Origin of the sequence: Gordonia rhizosphera NBRC 16068 (assembly GCF_000298195.1) — a bacterium.
Classification (GTDB): domain Bacteria; phylum Actinomycetota; class Actinomycetes; order Mycobacteriales; family Mycobacteriaceae; genus Gordonia; species Gordonia rhizosphera.
Genome location: NZ_BAHC01000016.1, coordinates 1 through 18635, shown reverse-complemented (window position 1 = coordinate 18635; position 18635 = coordinate 1). Strand labels below are relative to the sequence as shown.

18 protein-coding genes and 1 pseudogene are annotated in these 18635 nt (G+C 67.2%); 7 read left to right on the top strand and 12 right to left on the bottom strand.

Translation table 11 applies throughout. The features are described 5' to 3' along the window. The 8 genes from GORHZ_RS01310 to GORHZ_RS01275 form a co-directional block, all read right to left on the bottom strand. Positions 1 to 751: MlaD family protein (locus GORHZ_RS01310; RefSeq protein ID WP_006329569.1), on the bottom strand; the 751-nt coding region annotated here is incomplete at its 3' end. After that, positions 748 to 1902 (bottom strand): MCE family protein, encoded by a 1155-nt coding sequence (locus GORHZ_RS01305; RefSeq protein WP_006329568.1) that lies wholly within the window; start codon positions 1900 to 1902, stop codon positions 748 to 750. The genes GORHZ_RS01310 and GORHZ_RS01305, both read right to left, overlap by 4 nt. Then, positions 1902 to 3062, bottom strand: coding sequence for an MCE family protein (locus GORHZ_RS01300; protein WP_006329567.1), 1161 nt, complete (start codon positions 3060 to 3062; stop codon positions 1902 to 1904). Before GORHZ_RS01300 ends, GORHZ_RS01305 begins: the two co-directional genes overlap by 1 nt. Further along, positions 3062 to 4105 (bottom strand): MlaD family protein, encoded by a 1044-nt coding sequence (locus GORHZ_RS01295; RefSeq protein WP_006329566.1) that lies wholly within the window; start codon positions 4103 to 4105, stop codon positions 3062 to 3064. Before GORHZ_RS01295 ends, GORHZ_RS01300 begins: the two co-directional genes overlap by 1 nt. Before the next feature lie 66 nt (positions 4106 to 4171). Further along, the gene (locus GORHZ_RS01290) at positions 4172 to 5191 is read right to left on the bottom strand and encodes an MlaD family protein (protein WP_006329565.1); all 1020 of its coding nucleotides are present in this window, start codon (positions 5189 to 5191) and stop codon (positions 4172 to 4174) included. Then, on the bottom strand, positions 5188 to 6513 hold the full coding sequence (locus tag GORHZ_RS01285) for an MCE family protein (protein ID WP_040529664.1): 1326 nt from the start codon (positions 6511 to 6513) through the stop codon (positions 5188 to 5190). Before GORHZ_RS01285 ends, GORHZ_RS01290 begins: the two co-directional genes overlap by 4 nt. A 2-nt stretch (positions 6514 to 6515) precedes the next feature. Continuing rightward, positions 6516 to 7376: an MlaE family ABC transporter permease gene (locus tag GORHZ_RS01280; protein WP_006329563.1), complete on the bottom strand. Its 861-nt coding sequence runs from the start codon at positions 7374 to 7376 to the stop codon at positions 6516 to 6518. After that, entirely contained in the window at positions 7376 to 8185 is an 810-nt protein-coding gene (locus GORHZ_RS01275) for an MlaE family ABC transporter permease (RefSeq protein ID WP_006329562.1), read from the bottom strand. The genes GORHZ_RS01280 and GORHZ_RS01275 overlap by 1 nt, the downstream gene beginning before the upstream one ends. Before the next feature lie 241 nt (positions 8186 to 8426). Between GORHZ_RS01275 and GORHZ_RS01270 the strand changes: the two genes are divergently transcribed. The 6 genes from GORHZ_RS01270 (at position 8427) to GORHZ_RS01245 (ending at position 13848) form a co-directional block, all read left to right on the top strand. Then, positions 8427 to 9269, top strand: a complete 843-nt coding sequence (locus GORHZ_RS01270) for a PhzF family phenazine biosynthesis protein (RefSeq protein WP_006329560.1) — start codon at positions 8427 to 8429, stop codon at positions 9267 to 9269. After that, positions 9266 to 10168 carry a TatD family hydrolase gene (locus tag GORHZ_RS01265; RefSeq protein WP_006329558.1) on the top strand — a complete coding sequence of 301 codons (903 nt, stop codon included), beginning with the start codon at positions 9266 to 9268 and terminating at the stop codon, positions 10166 to 10168. The genes GORHZ_RS01270 and GORHZ_RS01265 overlap by 4 nt, the downstream gene beginning before the upstream one ends. Positions 10169 to 10301: 133 nt before the next feature. Then, a complete protein-coding gene (locus GORHZ_RS01260; protein WP_051998718.1) occupies positions 10302 to 11432 on the top strand; it encodes a resuscitation-promoting factor in 1131 nt (376 codons plus the stop codon). Then, positions 11396 to 12283: a 16S rRNA (adenine(1518)-N(6)/adenine(1519)-N(6))-dimethyltransferase RsmA gene (gene rsmA / locus GORHZ_RS01255; RefSeq protein ID WP_157205016.1), complete on the top strand. Its 888-nt coding sequence runs from the start codon at positions 11396 to 11398 to the stop codon at positions 12281 to 12283. Before GORHZ_RS01260 ends, rsmA begins: the two co-directional genes overlap by 37 nt. A gap of 14 nt (positions 12284 to 12297) precedes the next feature. After that, a complete protein-coding gene (locus GORHZ_RS01250) occupies positions 12298 to 12855 on the top strand; it encodes a GNAT family N-acetyltransferase (RefSeq protein WP_006329555.1) in 558 nt (185 codons plus the stop codon). A 57-nt stretch (positions 12856 to 12912) separates the two neighbouring features. Beyond that, the gene (locus GORHZ_RS01245; protein WP_006329553.1) at positions 12913 to 13848 is read left to right on the top strand and encodes a 4-(cytidine 5'-diphospho)-2-C-methyl-D-erythritol kinase; all 936 of its coding nucleotides are present in this window, start codon (positions 12913 to 12915) and stop codon (positions 13846 to 13848) included. A 4-nt stretch (positions 13849 to 13852) separates the two neighbouring features. On the opposite strand, the gene GORHZ_RS01240 is transcribed toward GORHZ_RS01245, so the two are convergent. After that, the gene (locus tag GORHZ_RS01240; RefSeq protein WP_006329550.1) at positions 13853 to 14590 is read right to left on the bottom strand and encodes a glycoside hydrolase family 25 protein; all 738 of its coding nucleotides are present in this window, start codon (positions 14588 to 14590) and stop codon (positions 13853 to 13855) included. A gap of 129 nt (positions 14591 to 14719) precedes the next feature. Between GORHZ_RS01240 and GORHZ_RS01235 the strand changes: the two genes are divergently transcribed. Next, entirely contained in the window at positions 14720 to 16525 is a 1806-nt protein-coding gene (locus tag GORHZ_RS01235) for an ABC-F family ATP-binding cassette domain-containing protein (RefSeq protein WP_006329548.1), read from the top strand. 21 nt (positions 16526 to 16546) lie between these two features. Here the strand turns inward: GORHZ_RS01235 and GORHZ_RS32155 are convergent. The 3 genes and pseudogenes from GORHZ_RS32155 to GORHZ_RS01220 form a co-directional block, all read right to left on the bottom strand. Next, positions 16547 to 17131: pseudogene (locus tag GORHZ_RS32155) on the bottom strand (GDSL-type esterase/lipase family protein); the annotation flags it as partial. Between the two features lie 73 nt (positions 17132 to 17204). Beyond that, positions 17205 to 17939 (bottom strand): alpha/beta fold hydrolase, encoded by a 735-nt coding sequence (locus GORHZ_RS01225; RefSeq protein WP_006329544.1) that lies wholly within the window; start codon positions 17937 to 17939, stop codon positions 17205 to 17207. A gap of 40 nt (positions 17940 to 17979) precedes the next feature. Continuing rightward, a partial coding sequence (locus GORHZ_RS01220; protein ID WP_006329542.1) for an ATP-binding cassette domain-containing protein occupies positions 17980 to 18635 on the bottom strand: 656 nt, incomplete at its 5' end.

Below are 18635 nucleotides of genomic sequence, written 5' to 3'. Positions count from 1 at the left end.
GGGCCTTCGGTGAGTGGTCGAGCAGATAGACGAAGACCGGCTGGTTGGCGTCGAGCTGGTCGGTGAAACTGGCCGTCGAGCGCATGCCGGACTCGAATGCCGCGGTGTTGTCGGACATCGCGCCGAGGACGTCGAGCCAGTCGTCGAGGAGACCGCGCAGGATCGGTGCGTTGCGATTGACCAGACTGGCCAGGGCGGTGCCGTTGGCGACGAGTTCGCTCAGCGAGCGGTCGCGTCCCGAGAAGGCGTCGTAGAGTTCGTTGCCGATCACGTTCAGATGGCCGCTGCCGATGCTGTCGAGGACGTTCGTCGCATCGGCGATGATCGCATCCATCTGCTTGGGCTGTTTGTCCGCCGGCGCCGAGATCGTGTCCCCCGACTGGAGATACGGTCCCTGGTCGGTGCTCGGGATGATGTCGACACTCTGGATGCCGGCCATCGACGCCATGGTCACCTGCATGTAGGAAGCGACGGGGATCGGCGTATCGGCGCTCACCACGAGGTCGATCTCGGCGGCCTCGCCGTCGGGGGACAGCGCGACCGACTGCACGGTGCCGATGTGGACGCCGCGCAGGGTCACACCGGTCCCGGCGGTGAGCCCGAATGCGTCGGTCATCGTGGCGTGCAGATTGACCTTCTCGCCGAATCCCTCCGGGCCGGCGATGAAGTTGATGCCGTAGGGGATGACGAATGCGGAGATGGCCAGGAAGATGATGAACTGCAGCATCCCGGTGGGTGGTCGGAGTTTCATCGCGGTCCCCCTTGCTGCTGCCCCGGTTTCGGCGCGATCACCTGCTGCAGTGCGTCGTTCACTGCCTTGTTCGCGTTCTTCAGCGTGTCCGACAGTCCTCCGGTGAGGACGTCGCGCAGTTCGGTCGGGCCGGGCAACGGCTGACCGGAGGCGAAGATGCCGCCGGTCAGGATCTTGTCGATCCCCCCGGGAATGTCGAGGGCACCGTCGAAGACCAGGTAGTCGCCACGAATCGCCCGATTGAAGTTGGTCATGAACGAGTTCATGTGTCCGAGGGTCTGTCCGACGGCATCGTTGAACGTGCCCAGCGAATCGACCAGTGTCTGTGCCTGAGAGACAAAGCCGTTCAGCTCGGGCTGACGGCCGTCGACCACCTTGGCGAGATTGACCGAGAGGCTGGTGGTCTGATTCATCAGTCGTGCCACCTGCTCGCGTTGTGCGGCGAGGACATTCACCGCCTGTGGCACCTGATCGAGGAAGTCGTCGACGACCTGACCCTGCGCGACGAACATGTCGCTCACGTCGGCGGCTGCGGCCATGGCCCGGTTGAAATCGTCGGTGTAGAGCGATGATTTCGCCAGCAGCCGGTTGAGGGTGTCGATCAGGTCGACCACCTTGTCGGAGCGATCGGCGAAGGCAGTGTTCAGGCTCGACATCACCGACTGCAGTTGGCTCACGCCGCTGCCGCCGAGAATGTTGCCGAGGGCGGCGAGCGTGCCCTCGACCTGGGGGCCGACCGATGTCTCGGCGAGGGCGATGTGGTCACCTTCGCCGAGCTGTCCCTGCGGGTCGTCCGGGGCGGTCAGCCGGATGAACGGGGTACCCAGCGCCGAGGGGAGTTCCACGCTTGCGGTGACGTTCTCGGGCAGTTGCGTCGTATCGTCGAGGGCCAGGGTCAGCTCTGCGTGGTCGGCGACCAGCCCGATGTCGATGACGCGACCCACGATCTGTTGCCCACTGCGCACATCCGCACCGGACACGATCCCGTCGGCGGTGACGAGCGCAGCAGTCACGTCGAATGAGTTACGGCCGCCGACGTTGACGGGCAGATCCTGCAGTCCCACGGTGCACGACGTGAGGGCCAGAGTGCTCATCGACGCGATGACGACGTGCCGGAGGCGGAGGGAGGAGAACCGGAATGAGCGAGCCATCAGCCACCTGCCTTCGGAGGAAGTGCCCCACCGCTGATCGCGGACACGATGCCGAGCGGATCGGACGCGCTGACCGGGAAGGAGATCGGGTTGGTCAGGCCCGCGCCGACACAGATCGGCATCGGGAACCGGTCGCACAACGGTTTGAGTGTCTTGAACTGGGTCAGCGTCGTGGACACGTTCAACCGGATACGACCTCGGCGGTCGGGGCCGATCGTGCTGGACAGGTTCTGCATCATCAGCGGCGCGAGATCCATGAACTCGGCCAGCCCCGCCTTGTTGGCGGCCAGGGTGGAGCCCAGCGCCTCCAGGTTCTGGGCGACCACGCCGACATCGTTGCCGTGCTTCATGACGAAGGCATTGATCTCGTCGAACACGACGCGCAGGTCGTTGAGTGGGGTGGTGATGTCCTGATTGGCCTGCGACCACTGGGTGCTGAGCACGCTCATCGACCGGACCAGCCCGTCGAGGGCCACTTGTTTGGCGCTGAAGGTCTGCATGAGCTGGTTGAGACTGTCGATCAGGTCCTGGATGTCGTCGGTGTGGGCGCCCACGATCCCCGAGGCGGACGCCAGATTCGCCAGGGCACCACCGAACTCCGTTCCGGTTCCCTTCCAGGACCGGGCGGTGTCGGCCAGCAGGGCGCCGAGGTCACCGGAGCTGCCGGCACCTGCGGACGGATCGGCCGGACCCATGATCTTGGTGAGGGTGCCGATGCTGTCCATGAGCTGGTCGAAGCTGATCGGGGAGTGGGTGCGGTCGATCGGGATGAGGGCGCCGTCGGCGAGCTGCGGGCCGCTGGTGTAGGCGGGTCCCAGTTCGAGGTGGCGATCGCTGATGACCGACGGATTGAGCACGTAGGCCTCGACATCCGCGGGTAGCTTCAGGCCGCCGGGCACGGTCAGGGTCAGCTGGACGTGATCGCCGCGCGGATCGAACTCGGAGATCTGGCCCACGGGCACACCGAGAACGGTCACCTTGGACCCGGTGTAGAGCCCGTTGACGAAGGTGAAATCGGCCTTGACCGTCTTCGTGTCGGGTGTGCGTCCGACGAAGTACCAGAGACCGGCGACGATCGCGGTCACCAGTAGGAGCGCGGTAAAGATCTTGCCGCCGTATCGCTTGCGCCGGCGGACCTCTCGGACTTGACGGAAGGTCATCAGCGGCACCCCTGCATCACGCCGAGGACGCACAGCATGCTGTCGGGGATCACCGCTGACGGTGAGACCACGTCAGTCCAGTTGCCGTTGCCGGTCGCGTCGGTCACCGTGCGCAGGGCCGGTGGCAGCTGCTTCAGGATGGCATCGATATTCGCGGCGTTGTCCTTGAGCGTGGCGGTCACCGCGAGCACGTTCTGCGTCAGTTCCGACATCGGAACCTGCGGGAAGGTCGCGGCCATCTGGGCGAGCACCGTCCGCAGGTTGTCGACGAGGCGCACAAGGACCGCACGTCGCACGGCCAGCGTGGTGACGATGGTCTGCGTGCTCGACATCGCGTCGGCGACCGAATCGCTCTGCTTCGCAGTGACATCGGCGAGTCGCTTCGCGATCGAGAGCAGTTGGTCGAGCTGCGCTCCCGTCCCGGTTATGGCCGCCGTCGCGCCGGACGCCCCGGCCATCGACTCGGTCAGCGTCGACGAGCGCGGCATGATCGAGTCCATCGTCTGCATCATGGAGCGCAGCGCGTCGGGGTCGATGTGGGTGGAGCTGTCGACGGCGGCGCTGGAGATGGCATCGAGGTCGTAGGGCGCGGTGGTCCGGCTGAGCGGAATCGTGTTGTCCGGGCCGACCTGTCCGGAGCCGCCGGGGATGATCTCCAGGTACCGCTTGCCCAGGACGGTGCGCAGGCGCACCCCGGCCTGGGTCTGGTTGCCCAGCGGCTGGTCGTTGTCGAGCCGAAAGCCGACCCGGACGCGATCACCGGCGAGCTCGATCCGTTCGATGCGGCCTGCCGGCACACCGGCGACGAGCACCGGATCCGCCGTCGTGAGCCCGGATGCGTTGCCCAGTTCGGCGGTGTAGGGCGACGTGCGCGAGAGGTAGCTCAGCTGTGGCACGCCGATGGCGATCAGCATGAGCACCACCAGTGTGATGATGCCGGCCGATCCCAGGACGGCGGCCGAAGCGCCCTGGGCACGCTTGTCGGATTTGAAGATGAACTCCAAGATGCCGACGAAGACGTCGATGAGCTTGACGAGAAACACCTTTGTTGCCCCCTACTTCCCCAAAGGTCCGTCGTGGTCGATTGCCGTGTGAGTCATGCCCCCGCCTCACATACAGACCGGTGAATGCAGCGGGCCGAAGATGTTGGCCTCCACCGTGTACGCCTTGAGCGTGAAGTTGCACAGGTAGAGCATCATGAAGCCGCCGTAGCGCCCGCTTTGGCTGATCTTCTTGGCCATCACCGGGAGCTGGTCGAGGAACCCGGTGAACGCGGCGGTGTTGGGAATCCACGAGCCGGTGACGTCGCGAAGTCCGTTGAGTGTCTTGCCGAAACTGTCCCCTGAGGCGGTCATCATCGACGCCAACGCACCCACCGCCGCGTCGCCGCTGTCCATCAGCGCCGCGAACTGGCCGCCGTCACCGACGACCGCCGAGGTCAACTGATTGAGGCCGGTGAACAGTTGCGTCATCTGTGGACTGCGCTGGTCGATCGTGGTCATGAGTTCGTTCATGTTCGTCACGAGTCGTGCGAACACCGCGCTGTTGGCGGAGAGGTTCGAACCCATGGTGGCGATCTGATCCAGAAGCAGTTGCACCGATCCCGCGCGTCCGGAGAACGTGTCGACGAACCCCCGCGCCAACTCGTTGACCTGTTTGGGATCAAGGGCACTGAAGAGCGGTTCGAAACCGTTCATCAGGGTGGTGAGGTTGATGGGTGCCGTGGTCGCGCCCAGCGGGATCGTGTTGCCCTCGCGCGGCGGCTGACCCTGCTCGCCGGGGGTCAGTGCGACATAGCGGGCACCGAGCATGTCCCCGTAGCGGACCGCGGCATGGACGTTCTGCGGCAGCGGGTGGTCATCGGAGATCTTCACCTCGACCTGCGCGAGGGAGGACCCGTCCGGCTGCGCCACGAACTGCACCGACTGCACGCGACCCACCCGGACACCGGACATGTTGACCGGGTTTCCGGCGATGAGGCCTTCGGCGTCGGTGAACTGGATCTCGTAGGTCGTGGCGGGTCCGCCGATCGGCACCCGCAACGTGTTGCTGATGAGTACGGCGGCGACGATCCCGATGACGATGAAGCCGAGCGCCTTGACGATCGTGATCTTGGACAGGGTCGTCATGACGCCTTCACCTCGGTTCCTCGGACCATCGGCCCGAGCATCACCACGGTGGCCGGGTTGGGTGTGTGCTGGGTTCCGGTGCCGGGCTCGCCGCCGCGGATGATCGTCTCGAGTCCGCTGAGCGCGGGCTGCTCGGTCGCGCCGTCGATGACCGGAGGTGGGGTGTACCCAGCCGGTGCGGCCGCGGGGGTCGCATCCGATGGCGGGTTCAGAATCGTGCCGTTGGGCTGGCCCGGCTGCCGGACCGGTCCCGTTCCGACGCCGGATCCGGTTCCGAAACACTGTGTGCCGCGAAGGCTTCCATAGGTCGGGCAGTCGGCGGCGGTATAGGGCATCGGTTGCGAGAAAGTGGGCACGGCGGTGATGTCGAAGCGTCCACTGGCGAACAACATGGTGCCGGCGGCGCCGAACTTGTCGGCCTCCGAGAGGGTGCGCGAGATGCCACCCGGGTTGGCTGCGATGGTCTGCAGGGTCGTCCCGGTGGAATCGACGACCGTGATGAGGTTCTGGCGTTGTGCTGCCATGAACGGCGCGACCGAGCCCAGGTAGCCGGATGCTGACGCGAAGAACGATGCCAGATCGTCCTGATGCTCGACGATGGCGGTGGAGATGCTGGTGACCGACCGCATCGTCTTCACGACATCCGGTGTCGCACGCTTCAGGCTTTCCATGACACGGCGGAATTGCGGTGTGGCGTCCATGAATCGGTCCAGAGTCGTCTCGAGTTCGTGCGAGGCCTGCCACCAGTCGTCGATCATGATGCCGAGCTCGTCGCCGTTGTCACCGATGGCGCGGCTCACCGCGGCAAGGGCCACGCTCATCTTCTCGGGTTGCACCTCGGCGAGGACGTCGGAGAGCTTGGTGAAGATATTGTACAGGTTGATGGCGTCGGGTCCGTCGTCGACGCGGATCTCGTCGCCGTCGGAGAGGGACTGCCCCGGTGCCGGTTTGTTCGGATCCGGCACCAGCTGTACGTAGATGTCGCCGAAGAACGTGCGCGGTAGAACTCGCATCATCACGTTCGCCGGGATGGAGTCGATGGTGGATTCGTCGATCGAGAGGTCGACGATCGACGACGTGGTTCCGGCGTCGATCTCCGAGGTCTCACCGACCTTGACGCCGTGATATCGAACCGGTGCGCCGGTGGTGACGAGCCCGACCTGAGCCGAGACCTCGGCGTGGACAACCGGATTCGACGACAGTGAGCCCGCACTCCGGGACACCATCCACAGCGCGAATGCGAGGATGAAGGCCAGCGCGATGATGGCGCGCAGCGCGTAGCCGAGTTTGGTGACCGGGTCTCCCGGCAGCATCGTCGACATCGTCATATCCCCATTCCGGGCACCTGCGGAACCAGTCCCCAGAGGCCGAAGGTGAAGATGACGTCGAAGATGCCGATCGCCAGGATCGAGGTGCGCAGCGCGCGTCCGGCGGCCTGTCCGACACCCTCGGGGCCGCCGCTGGCGAAATAGCCGTACGAGCAGTGCACGAGGGTGACGATCGCGGCGAAGACAACGGCTTTCGTCGCCGAATAGACGAGATCCGTTGGGGTCAGGGCGAGATGGAAGAAGTAGTCGTAGGTACCCGACGATTCGCCGTTGTACCAGACGACGACCAGCCGGGTGGCGATGTAGCTGGCCAGCAGGCCGATCATGTAGATCGGCAGGATGCACACCATCGCCGCGATCATGCGAGTGGTGGCCAGGAACGGGATCGAGCGGATCGCCATCACGTCGAGCGCGGCGATCTCGTCGGAGATCCGCATCGCGCCCACCTGTGCGGTGAATCCGGTTCCGACCTTCGCGGCCAGGGCGATCGCGACCACCACCGGTGCCAGCTCGCGGGTGTTCGCGATCGCCGACAGCATCCCGGACAGCGATGTCATACCGACGAGTTGGAGACCGCGGTAGGTCTCCACTCCGAGCATCATCGCGGCGGCCAGCGACATCGCCAGCACGATGCCCAGGGTTCCGCCGCCGGACAGCAGTGACTTGCTGCCGAAGGTGACCTCGGCGATCTGGTTGAGAACGTGTTTGCGGTAGTGGACGAGCGTGAACGGCACGGCGAGGACCGCGCGGACCACGAAGGTCACATATTCGCCCAGTCGGACCAGACCGGCGACGAAGCCGTCGACGCGACGGTGATAGGAGCGTCGGGCCCGGAGTGTGAGGTCTGCGGACACCATCAGTACGCCCCGACGGCCGGCACGATCACGGTGTAGAGCTGCGACAGGACGGTGTTGAAGACGAACACCAGAGCGAAGGCGATGACCACGGCCTCGTTGACCGCGTCGGCGACCCCGCGCGGCCCGCCGCGGGCATGTAATCCCTTGAAACAGGCCACGATCGTGGACAAGAGGGCGAACATCGCGGCCTTCACGAGCGACATCACGAAGTCCGACATCCGGCCGTACTGGCTGAAGGTCGACATGAATGCGCCGGCCGGCAGATGCTGGATGTAGATGTGGTAGAGATAGCACGCCCCGACGCCGGTGACGGTGATCAGTGAACACAGCACCAGCGAGACGATGATCCCGGCGGCGATCCGAGGCGCGACGAGACGCTCGATCACGTTGAGCCCCATGACTTCCATCGCGTCGACCTCTTCACGGATCTTGCGGGAGCCGAGGTCGGTGCAGATCGCCGAACCGGCCACACCGGCCATCATCAGCGCGCACACCAGCGCGGAGGCCTGACCCACGATGATGAAGGCGACGACCGCGCCCGAATATCCCCCCGCGCCGATACGTCCGGCGAGCTCACCCACCGACACGGCGATGAACACGCCGACAGGGATCATCAGTAGCAGTGACGGCCCGGTGCTGACCCGTCCAATGAACACGATCTGATTGACGGTCTCGGCGATCGACAGGCGCCGTCGGAAGGTGGCGACCACCAGTGCGCCGACGGCCTGCAACGCGAATCCGAGCGTGTGCCCGGCCTCATTGGCGAGGTCGCGAAGCGGCCCCTTCGGAGCCGGCAACTCGAATGCCATTGCTCATTCCCCCCGTCCCCGATGCGCGCCCCCCCGGCGTGATCACAGTCACCCCGACCGTGACTGTGATCTGCATCGCAATGGAACGTACCGTATCAGGTCACATATATGAAATCAGAAACTTCATCGAAAACGGCCGCGCATCCACTGGGGTGTTTCTGTGGGGTGATGGTGGCGGGTGCACAGGGCGCCGGAAGTAAACCGCTTGTCCGGTTCGGGCGCCGACAACGAAGATGATGGGATGACCAGACGTTTCGCGCAGGTAGATGTCTTCTCCTCAAAGCCCGTGGCGGGCAATCCCGTTGCCGTCGTCGTCGATGCCGAGGGCCTGTCCGGCGAGCAGATGGCCGCCTTCGCCAGGTGGACCAACCTCTCCGAGACCACGTTCGTACTGCCGCCGACGATTCCGGAGGCCGACTATCGGCTGCGGATCTTCACCCCGGGAGGTGAACTGCCGTTCGCGGGTCACCCGACCCTCGGCTCGGCGCACGCCTGGCTGGAGGCCGGCGGCACGCCGAAGGGTGAGCGGATCGTCCAGGAGTGCGGTGTCGGACCGGTCGCGATCCGCCGCGACGGGGCACGGCTGGCGTTCGCGGCGCCGCCGCTGTTGGGTTCGGGGCCCGTCGATGCCGCGACAGTCGCCGAGATAGTGGCGGCCCTGGGACTCGACCCCGGCGAAGTGGTCACCGGCGAGTGGGTGGTGAACGGTCCGCAATGGCTGGTCCTGGTGTTGTCGTCGGCGCACCGTGTGATCGAGGTCGAACCCGATTTCGCGGCGCTCGGCGAGTACGAGGTCGGTCTCATCGCGCCTTATCCGGAGGGGCTGCCCGGTGAGCCGGAGGTCGGTTATGAGGTACGGGCCTTCGCGCCCGGCCTGGGTATTGCCGAGGATCCGGTGACCGGCAGCCTCAATGCGGGGATCGCCGCGTGGCTGCGCGGCAGTGGTCAGGCCCCCGAGTCCTATGTCGCGGCCCAGGGCACGGCGATCGGGCGGGCCGGGCGTGTGCACATCGTCGACGACGGCACCGATATCTGGGTGGGGGGTGCGGCCACCACGGTCATCGCTGGCACAGTGGTGCTGTGAGCCAGAGTCCTGCAGCGGCGGATACCGCCCGCGCCGAAACCGAGAGCAACAAGGCCGCGCGCAAGCGTCGTCGTCGGGAACCGCCGCCGGACCCGACCCCGCTCCCGGGGCTCGTCGACGCCCATACCCACCTCGCCTCCTGCGGGGGGCGTGACGCCGAGACGGTGCGGTCGATCCTCGACCGCGCCGAACGGGTCGGCGTGGCGCAGGTGATCACGGTCGCCGACGACATCGTCGACGCCCGGTGGGCCGTGGCGGCCGCACGCTGGGACTCGCGGGCCTTCGCGGCCGTGGCCCTGCACCCGATGCACGCCGGTGACCTCGACGACGCGGCGAAGGCCGAGCTCGAACGGATGACGGCGGACCCACGCGTCGTCGCGGTAGGGGAGACCGGCCTGGACTACTACTGGCCTGGCAAGTCGGACTCGTGCGCGAGCCCCGACGTGCAGGCCGAGGCCTTCCGGTGGCACATCGACCTGGCCAAGCGGGTCGACAAGCCGCTGATGATCCACAACCGTGAGGCCGACCGTGACCTGCTGGACATCCTGGCGTCCGAGACGGCACCGGAGACCGTGATCATGCATTGCTTCTCCGGTGACCAAAACGTTGCACGGGAGTGTGTCGATCGGGGCTACTTTCTGAGCTTCGCCGGAACGGTCAGTTTCTCCAACGCCACCGAATTGCGCGCCGCGGCGCATCTGGTGCCCGACGCGCAGATCCTGGTGGAGACCGACGCGCCCTTCTTGACGCCGCATCCGTATCGTGGCCAGCCAAATCAGTCGTACTGCCTGCCGTACACGGCTCGCGCCCTGGCCGCGGTGCGTGGTGTCGAGGATGCCGAGATGGCCCGAATTCTCGGGGAAAACGCGCGACGCGCGTACCGGCTGCCTTTGCAGTAATCACGCCTGTTCGTTATCGTATTGTGATCCCGCTGCTGGGGGGTGGTTGCGGCCTTGATCGGTCTGTGATCGCGGCCTGGGAGGTCCGGAACTCCGGTTTGATGCAGCGCGGACGTACGTGTCCCCGACCAGGATGTATACCTTGTCTGTTCTTGCTCGCATCAACAACTCGCAGTCCATCCGCGCACGCGTCGCCGTCGGTGCCGTGCTGACCACCCTCACCGCGGGTGGCGTCATGGGTGTGGTCATGCAGAAGGATGTCAAGCTCGACATCGACGGACAGGTCCGCCAGGTCTCGACGATGGCGATGTCGGTCGACTCGGTGCTGCGGTCGCAGGGAATCCAGCCCGTCGCGGGTGACCACATCTCTCCGGCACTCGACGCCGGTGTCTCTGACGGGCAGACGATCACGGTCAACCGGCTCAAGACGGTGACCCTCGACGTCGACGGCGAGCGCCGCGAGGTGACGACCACTGCCACGAGCCTCGATCAGCTGCTCCGTGACCGCGGCCTGCGTGGGAGTGTCAGCGAGGCGAACTTCGTCCTCGGCGAGGCCCTCCCGGTGTCCGGAGCCGAGGTCGACGTGACGATGCCCAAGAAGGTCACCGTGACCGACGGTGTCGTGACGTATCGGCCGACCGTCGCCGCCGCGACCGTCGGCGATCTCCTCGCCGCCACCGGCAAGCCGCTGTCGGGCGAGGACAAGGTCGTGCCCGCCGCGAATACGCCGGTCACCGCGAACATGAAGATCAAGGTCACCCGCATCCGCACGATGGACACCACGGTGACCGAACACATCGCACCGCCGGAGATCACGCACGACGACCCCACCCTGGTCCGCGACCGCAAGGTGGTGCTCAAGCCCGGCAAGCCCGGTTCCGAAGAGGTCACCTACACGCTGACGATGGTCAACGGCAAGGTGGTCAAGCGCGACAAGATCGACTCCAAGGTGCTCACCGAACCGGTCGCCTCGACCGTTCGCATCGGCACGAAGCCGGGCGCGCCGTTCGTTCCCGCCGGTTCGGTGTGGGATGCGCTGGCGCAGTGCGAGGCGACGGGCAACTGGGCGATCAATACCGGCAACGGCTTCTACGGCGGGGTCCAGTTCGACCAGAACACCTGGGATCGGTGGGGCGGTCAGGACTATGCCCCGCGACCCGACCTCGCCAGCCGTGAGGAGCAGATCGCCATCGCGAAGAAGACCCAGGCCGCCCAGGGCTGGGGCGCCTGGCCGAGTTGTTCGTCACGATTGGGCCTCCGCTGACCGACGCACCGCGGCTTCTGGGGCCCGCCCAGATCCGGCAGCTCGCCGCCGAGATCGGTGTCCGGCCCACCAAGACACTGGGACAGAACTTCGTCCACGATGCCAACACGGTCCGACGGATCGTCGCCGAGTCGGGTGTCGGCGCCGATGACGTGGTGCTGGAGGTCGGTCCGGGCCTCGGCTCGCTGACCCTGGCGTTGCTGGGTACCGCCGGACGTGTCGTCGCCGTCGAGATCGACCCGGTTCTCGCGGCGAAGCTGCCGTCCACCGTCGCCGAACACGCGCCCGCACAGTCCGGCGCGCTCACGGTGATCACCGCAGACGCGATGACCGTTCGTGCCGATGATCTGCCGGTCGCGCCGACCGCGCTCGTCGCCAACCTCCCGTACAACGTCGCGGTGCCGGTACTCCTCCATTTGCTCGCCGAATTCCCCAGTATTGCAACGTCTTTGGTGATGGTGCAGGCAGAGGTCGCGGACCGTCTCGCCGCCGTCCCGGGAAGCCGGATCTACGGGGTACCCAGCGTCAAGGCCCGCTACTTCGGTGCGGTGCGACGCGCCGGCGCGGTGGGGCGCAACGTCTTCTGGCCGGAGCCGAAAATCGAGTCGGGGCTGGTGCGGGTGGATCGCACCGACACCCATCCCGACGACCCGCAGGTGCGGGCGGCCGTGTTCGCGGTCATCGACGCCGCATTCGCGCAGCGCCGCAAGACCTTGCGTTCCGCGCTCGCCGCGTGGGCGGGAAGTGCCGCGGAGGCCGAACGGCGGCTGCGGGCCGCCGGGATCGATCCGGGGTTGCGAGGCGAGCGCCTCGACGTCGATGATTATGTTCGGCTCGCGGCGGTTGACTGACCGAGAGGACGACGATGGGCGAGGTCGCCGACCTGTGGACGGCGCGACTGCATCTCCGGCAGCCGACCGACATCGACATCGACCCGATCTTCGACGCCTGCCAGGACCTTGACATCCAGCGCTTCACCCTGGTGCCCGCGCCGTACACGCGTGGTGATGCGGAGTTCTTCGTGCAGGTTGTGGCGACCGCGGACCGGTCCTACGTCTGGGTTATCCGTACTCGTGACGCCGACGAGTTCGTCGGCGTCGTCGGGTTCAAGGACGACGAGCAGGGTGCGGCGATCGGTTACTGGTGCGCGGTGGCGCAGCGTGGGCGCGGATATCTGGGCGAAGCCGTGGCCGCAGTCATCGACCACGGGTTCGGAGCACTCGGCATCGACCCGATCAGCTGGAGCGCGCTGGTCGACAACAGCGTGTCCGCTCGACTGGCCGCGACCGCAGGATTCCGCTACACCGGCCGGCAGATCGAGACGGTTCGGGGCATCGCCAACGACGTCCATACTGCGCTGCTGCGTGCCACCGATTCGAGACAACCACGCCGCTGGCCCGATGACGTGACCGGGCGAGGATGACCACACCGGTGCATATCGATCCGCCGCCATCCGAACCGTCCATTACGCTGAATTCTTGTGTCTCGAGCCTCGCTGTCGGTGGTGTCCGACGCGGTCACCGTCCGCGTCCCGGCCAAGGTGAACCTGTACCTGGCAGTCGGGCCGTTGCGTGACGACGGCTACCACGACCTCATGACGGTGTTCCAGGCGCTGTCGCTCTACGACGAGGTCCGGGTGAGTCCGGCCACCGAACTGCGGGTGACCACCACCGGCGAGGGCGCCGCCGAGGTCCCCGCCGACGACACCAACCTTGCCGCGCGGGCGGTCACCGAGGTGGCGCAGCGGGTCGGACGCGCACCCAGGGTGGCGATCGACGTGACCAAGCGGATACCGGTGGCGGGCGGCATGGCCGGCGGCAGCGCCGACGCGGCGGGCGCGCTGGTGGGGGTGGTCAACCTCTGGGGCCTCGACCTCGACCGCGATCAACAGTCCGAGATCGCCGCGGGACTCGGCAGCGACGTCCCGTTCGCACTGCACGGCGGTACGGCGCTGGGTACCGGTCGCGGTGAGCAACTGATGCCCATCCTCGCGCGCGGCGAGTTCCACTGGGTGCTGGCGTTGTCCAAGACGGGACTGTCCACCCCGGCCGTCTACCGGGAACTGGACAGGCTGCGCCACACGAGATCGGAGACCGACATCGAGATCGATCGGCCCGATGCGCTGATGGCCGCCCTGACCTCGGGTGATCCTCGGGTCGTCGCCCCGTTGCTGCGCAACGACCTTCAGGCCGCGGCGCTGAGCCTGCAGCCGGCGCTGCGGCGGACGCTGCGGGCCGGCGTCGACGCGGGTGCCCTGAACGGGATCGTGTCCGGCTCGGGACCGACGTGTGTGTTCCTGTGTGCCGACGAGTCAGCCGCGGTCAACGTCGCAGCGGAACTGTCGGGCGCCGGGGTCGCGCGGGCGGTGCGGACGGCGAGCGGACCTGTGCCGGGGGCGCGGGTCATCGAGGAGTGAGACGTCAGCTGCCGAAGATGTTGATCGCGTTGCCGTAGGCGCGCAGCGAGGCGATCGACCCGTTGTAGCGGTTGAGGTCGACGCGCGTGGAGACACCGGGCAGCCACCCCGAATCGGTGAACTGCCAGAACGTCCAGGTCCGCCAACCACCGCGGGGCATCTGGGGTGCCGAACGGCCGTTGTAGGACGCGATCCACAGGGGGTGATCGGCGAACTCGCGGGTCGCGCCCATCGCGGAGTTCCAGAAGTGCGGATAGGTGTAGAGGATCGTCTTGCGGCCGGTGAGGGGTTCGAGGACGGCGAAGAACTCGCGCACCCATGCGGCCAGAGCCCGCGGTCCCAGACCGCCGGTGTGCTCGAGGTCGAGGACCGGCGGCAGATCGAGGATGCCGTTCTGGCCGAGCACGATCGTGGCGTAGAAGAGGGCCTGTTGGGCGGCCGACCTGCCGGGGTCGGCGTAGTGATAGGTGCCGCGGATGAGGCCCGCGGCCCGCATCGCCAGGCTGTCGGGAATGAAGTGCGGATTGACATACCAGGTGGATTCGGTGGCTTTCACCATCGCGAGTTGCTGGCCGGAGGCGCGCACGGCGAACCAGTTGATCGGGGCGTTGCCGGGGTGCTGGTGGCTGGAGACATCGGGTCCGACCTGCGGTGCGGCGGCCGCCGGAGCCACGACGGACGCGCCGGTCAGACCGAGGGTTCCGGCGATCGCAGCCGTCACGATGGTTCGTCGCAGCACCATGGCAATCCACGCTAGGCCATATCGGCACCCTGGAGGCCGAGATTGCTCCGGTCCGGCCGGTTCTTCCCGGGGGGCCTCCGAGGTGGCGGGGTGCGGGGGTGGGCGTGGGGCGTTGCTAGGGTTTTCCGAGTGGCACCCTCGAATCCGATCGCGCTGATCAATGCCGACCGCATCAGCAAGAGTTTCGGCATCAAACCGCTGCTCGAGTCGGTGTCGTTGGGCGTGCACGAGGGACAGCGCATCGGTGTCGTCGGCCTCAACGGTGGCGGCAAGACGACGCTGCTCGAGATCCTCGGCGGCATCACCGAACCCGACGACGGGCGGGTATCCCGGGCCTCGGATATGCGGATCGCGACCGTGACCCAGCGCGGTGAGCTCCCGGCCGGGGCGACCGTCGCCGAGGTGGTGGTCGGCGGGCCCGAGGTCGCGGTCCACGAATGGGCCGGAGACCCCCGAATCCGCGGCATCCTCAACGGCATCGGTATCGCGGGGCTGCTCGACGCGCGCGTCGACGAGCTGTCCGGCGGTCAGCGACGGCGCGTCGGGCTGGCCGCTGCGCTGGTGTCCGACGCGGATCTCCTGCTGCTCGACGAACCGACCAACCATCTCGATGTCGAGGGCGTGCAGTGGCTGGCTGATCACCTGGTGTCGCGGCGCAGCGCCCTCGTCGTCGTCACCCACGACCGGTGGTTCCTCGACACGGTGGCCACCCGCACCTGGGAGGTGCACTCGGGTCGGGTCGACGACTACGAGGGCGGCTACAACGACTGGGTGTTCGCGCGGGCCGAACGGTCGCGTCTGGCCGACGCGGCCGAGGAGCGTCGCCGCAACCTGGCGCGCAAGGAACTCGCGTGGCTGCGGCGCGGACCGCCCGCCCGTACCTCCAAACCTCGGTATCGGATCGAGGCCGCCGAGCGGCTCATCGCCGACGTCCCGCCGCCGCGCGACACGGTGACGCTGTCGGCCTTCGCCAAGCGTCGGCTCGGACGGGTGGTGATCGAACTCGAGGACGCCCGGATCGCCACGCCGGCGAAGGACGTCCTGCTCGACGACCTCACCTGGCGGCTCGCGCCGGGCGAACGCATCGGTCTCGTGGGGGTCAACGGCTCCGGGAAGACGACGCTGTTGCGCGCGCTCGCGGGTGAGATCGACGTCGCACCGGGTCACCGCATCGAGGGCACCACCGTCAAGATCGGCTGGTTGCGTCAGGAACTCGACGATCTCGACCCTGATCAGCGCCTGCTCGAGGCCGTCGAGGAGGTAGCGACGCGGATCATGGTGGGGGACAAGGAGATGTCCGCTGGACAGCTCGCCGAACGGTTGGGTTTCACTCCGGCGCGACAACGCACCCCCGTCGGGGATCTGTCCGGTGGGGAACGTCGGCGCCTGCAGATGACCCGTGTACTGATGGCCGAGCCCAACGTGCTGCTCCTCGACGAACCGACCAACGACCTCGACATCGACACCCTGCAACAGCTCGAGGACCTCCTCGACAGCTGGGCGGGCACGATGGTCGTGATCAGCCACGACCGCTACCTGATCGAGCGGATCTGTGACAGCACCTGGGCCCTGTTCGGCGACGGCAAGCTGACGAACCTGCCCGGCGGGATCGAGCAGTACCTGCAGCGGCGCCGCGAGTTGGCGTCGGCACCGACCCCGCGCAAGGCGTCGTCACCGGCCCGCGATGAGCCCGACGTCGCGAAGGCTCCGTCGCTGTCGGCGGCCGAACACCGGGAAGCCCGCAAGACGATGAACCGGCTGGAACGGCAGATCGAACAGCTGAGCAGCCGCGAGGAGCGCTTGCATGCCGAACTGATCTCGGCGGCAACCGATCCGGAGAAACTGATCTCGCTCAACACCGAACTGAAAGAGGTCACCGAGGCCAAGGATCTGGCCGAGTTCGAGTGGCTCGAGATCGCCGAACGCATGGAGTGATCGGCGTTCCCGCCGTGTCGATCAGCGTCGGATCGCGCGGTTGACGATGTCGGCCATCGAGATCGACCCGGCCTGGTTGAGGTGATACGGGTACGCGATGAGGTTGGAGAGCGCGCTCTCGTACCACGGGGCGATCAGGTTGCACGGATCGTGTCCGGCAGACAACCGATTCGCGTCCAGAAACGTCCCCGAGACCTTGTCGGTGGCGCCGCGCAGACCACCGTTGGCTTGGCCGAACACGCCGTTCATCCATCGCACATCGGGATCGCTCATCGGGACCATCGAACCCGCCGATCCCGACGACGATGATCTGGGCCCTGGGTGCCTTGCGCCGAATGGCCCGCAGCGCCGGGCTCACCCGGTTGACCATCCGGTCGATGCGCCATTTCACCTCACCGGCGAGCCATCGGGTGGTGCGACAGTGCCGATCGGCGAATGGCGTGGTCCGGCACTGTGCGACGATCGCGCCCCAGCGCATGTCGTTGCCGCCGATATTGACCGTGGTGAGCTGAGCATCGGCCGGCACCAGCCGCAGCTGCGGCGGTTTGATGCCGCCGCGTGTGCGCTCCCCACGGCGTACAGGTTCGGGGCCTGGGCTCCGGCGCAGGGGCAGGGTCATAGCGATCGACGCAACACCCTGACTGGACGGGTGCGCCGCATCGGCACGGCACGGCTCGGATCAGCGGATAGCGACCCGGTCGCATCCTTGGGTGAAGTCGGTGATGATGGCGGCCGTGCGTTCGGGCTGGATCAGCGGGAACAGATGGCTCGCGCGCGGCAGCACCTCCAGGTCGGTGCGGTCGGAGACGGCGACGAAACGTCGTTCGTGGATGCGGAACTGATCCCAGCCGCCGTTGACGAATCGGATCGGCCCCGGGTACCTCGACACCTCGCCGAGGGCGTCGAACCTCGACAACTCGGAGACGACGTCGCGGATCGAGTGCAGCGCGAGGCCGCCGGCCTCCATGTCGTGCGCGACCTGACGGCCGACGGCGGCGCGGGTGAGGGCCTTGCTGATCACCGCGGCCTGCTTGGGCAGCACGCTGGTGGCGGCCCCGAAGGCCCGGAACGGCGCCGCCAGCGCACGGCCCGGCTGGGCGGTCGCACACATCACGACCAGGCCGCAGACCAGGCCGGGGTGTCGCCCCGCGACCGCCATCGACACGTATCCGCCCAGCGACATCCCCGCGACGACGGCGGTTCCGCCGACCGACACGATGGCGTCGACGACGGCGTCGACCGCGCCGTCCATGGTGAAGGTCTCCGCACTGCGGGTTCCGTGGCCAGGCAGGTCGGGTGTCACGATCCGACGGTCGGTGACGCCCGCGGCGATGCGATGCAGCGCGGCCCCGCTGACCCGGAGGCCGTGGACGAGGACGACGGGTGTCGGCGGCACTTCGGCAGCTGTGCTCATCGGTGAGTCAGTATGCCCGCCGCCCGATCGCGTGTCGCGGTCAACCCGTCGGCAATTCGATGGTGCGGTCGATTCCGACGCGGTCGAGGAAACCGGGGTCGTGCGAGACCAGCAGCAGTGCCCCGGCCCATTCCCGCAGTGCGGACACGAGTTGTTCGGTGGTGTCGATGTCGAGGTTGTTGGTCGGCTCGTCGAGGATGAGCAGCTTCGGGACGGGGTCGGCGAGCATCGCCGAGGCCAGCGCGACCCGCAGCCGTTCCCCGCCGGACAGCTCGCCGATGCTGCGGTCGGCCTGTTTGCCCCGGAACAGGAAGCGCGCGAGATGTGCGCGCACCTGCTGGATCGGGATCTCCGGGTGGGCGGCGGCGACCCAACCGGCGATCGTCGCCGTCGGGTCGTCGAAGGCGATGCGCTGCGGTACGTATGCATACCCGACGACGATCCGTCCGCCGGCGATCAGGTCGGCGATCAGCGTCGTCTTACCCGAGCCGTTGGGCCCGGCGATCGCCACGCGTTCGGGGCCGTCGACGCGCAGACGCTCGTCGTCGATGATCCGGGTGCGCGGTGCCACTTCCGCCTCGGGCACGGTGATCCGGGTCGTCCGATCGTCCCGGATGTCGTCGCGGGCGGATTCGAGTCGGTCCGCCGCCCCGGTGACGTCGTCGCGGTGGGTGTTGCGCAGCTTGCCCGCCGACA

What these genes read in the sequence shown, in the direction of transcription:
- GORHZ_RS01250 (WP_006329555.1), top strand. Translation starts at nt 12,298, where the DNA reads ATGGGCGAGGTCGCCGACCTGTGGACGGCGCGACTGCATCTCCGGCAG.
- GORHZ_RS01240 (WP_006329550.1), bottom strand. Translation starts at nt 14,590, where the DNA reads ATGGTGCTGCGACGAACCATCGTGACGGCTGCGATCGCCGGAACCCTC.
- GORHZ_RS01225 (WP_006329544.1), bottom strand. Translation starts at nt 17,939, where the DNA reads ATGAGCACAGCTGCCGAAGTGCCGCCGACACCCGTCGTCCTCGTCCAC.
- GORHZ_RS01305 (WP_006329568.1), bottom strand. Translation starts at nt 1,902, where the DNA reads ATGGCTCGCTCATTCCGGTTCTCCTCCCTCCGCCTCCGGCACGTCGTC.
- GORHZ_RS01280 (WP_006329563.1), bottom strand. Translation starts at nt 7,376, where the DNA reads ATGGTGTCCGCAGACCTCACACTCCGGGCCCGACGCTCCTATCACCGT.
- GORHZ_RS01260 (WP_051998718.1), top strand. Translation starts at nt 10,302, where the DNA reads ATGTATACCTTGTCTGTTCTTGCTCGCATCAACAACTCGCAGTCCATC.
- GORHZ_RS01300 (WP_006329567.1), bottom strand. Translation starts at nt 3,062, where the DNA reads ATGACCTTCCGTCAAGTCCGAGAGGTCCGCCGGCGCAAGCGATACGGC.
- GORHZ_RS01270 (WP_006329560.1), top strand. Translation starts at nt 8,427, where the DNA reads ATGACCAGACGTTTCGCGCAGGTAGATGTCTTCTCCTCAAAGCCCGTG.
- GORHZ_RS01285 (WP_040529664.1), bottom strand. Translation starts at nt 6,513, where the DNA reads ATGTCGACGATGCTGCCGGGAGACCCGGTCACCAAACTCGGCTACGCG.
- GORHZ_RS01290 (WP_006329565.1), bottom strand. Translation starts at nt 5,191, where the DNA reads ATGACGACCCTGTCCAAGATCACGATCGTCAAGGCGCTCGGCTTCATC.
- GORHZ_RS01275 (WP_006329562.1), bottom strand. Translation starts at nt 8,185, where the DNA reads ATGGCATTCGAGTTGCCGGCTCCGAAGGGGCCGCTTCGCGACCTCGCC.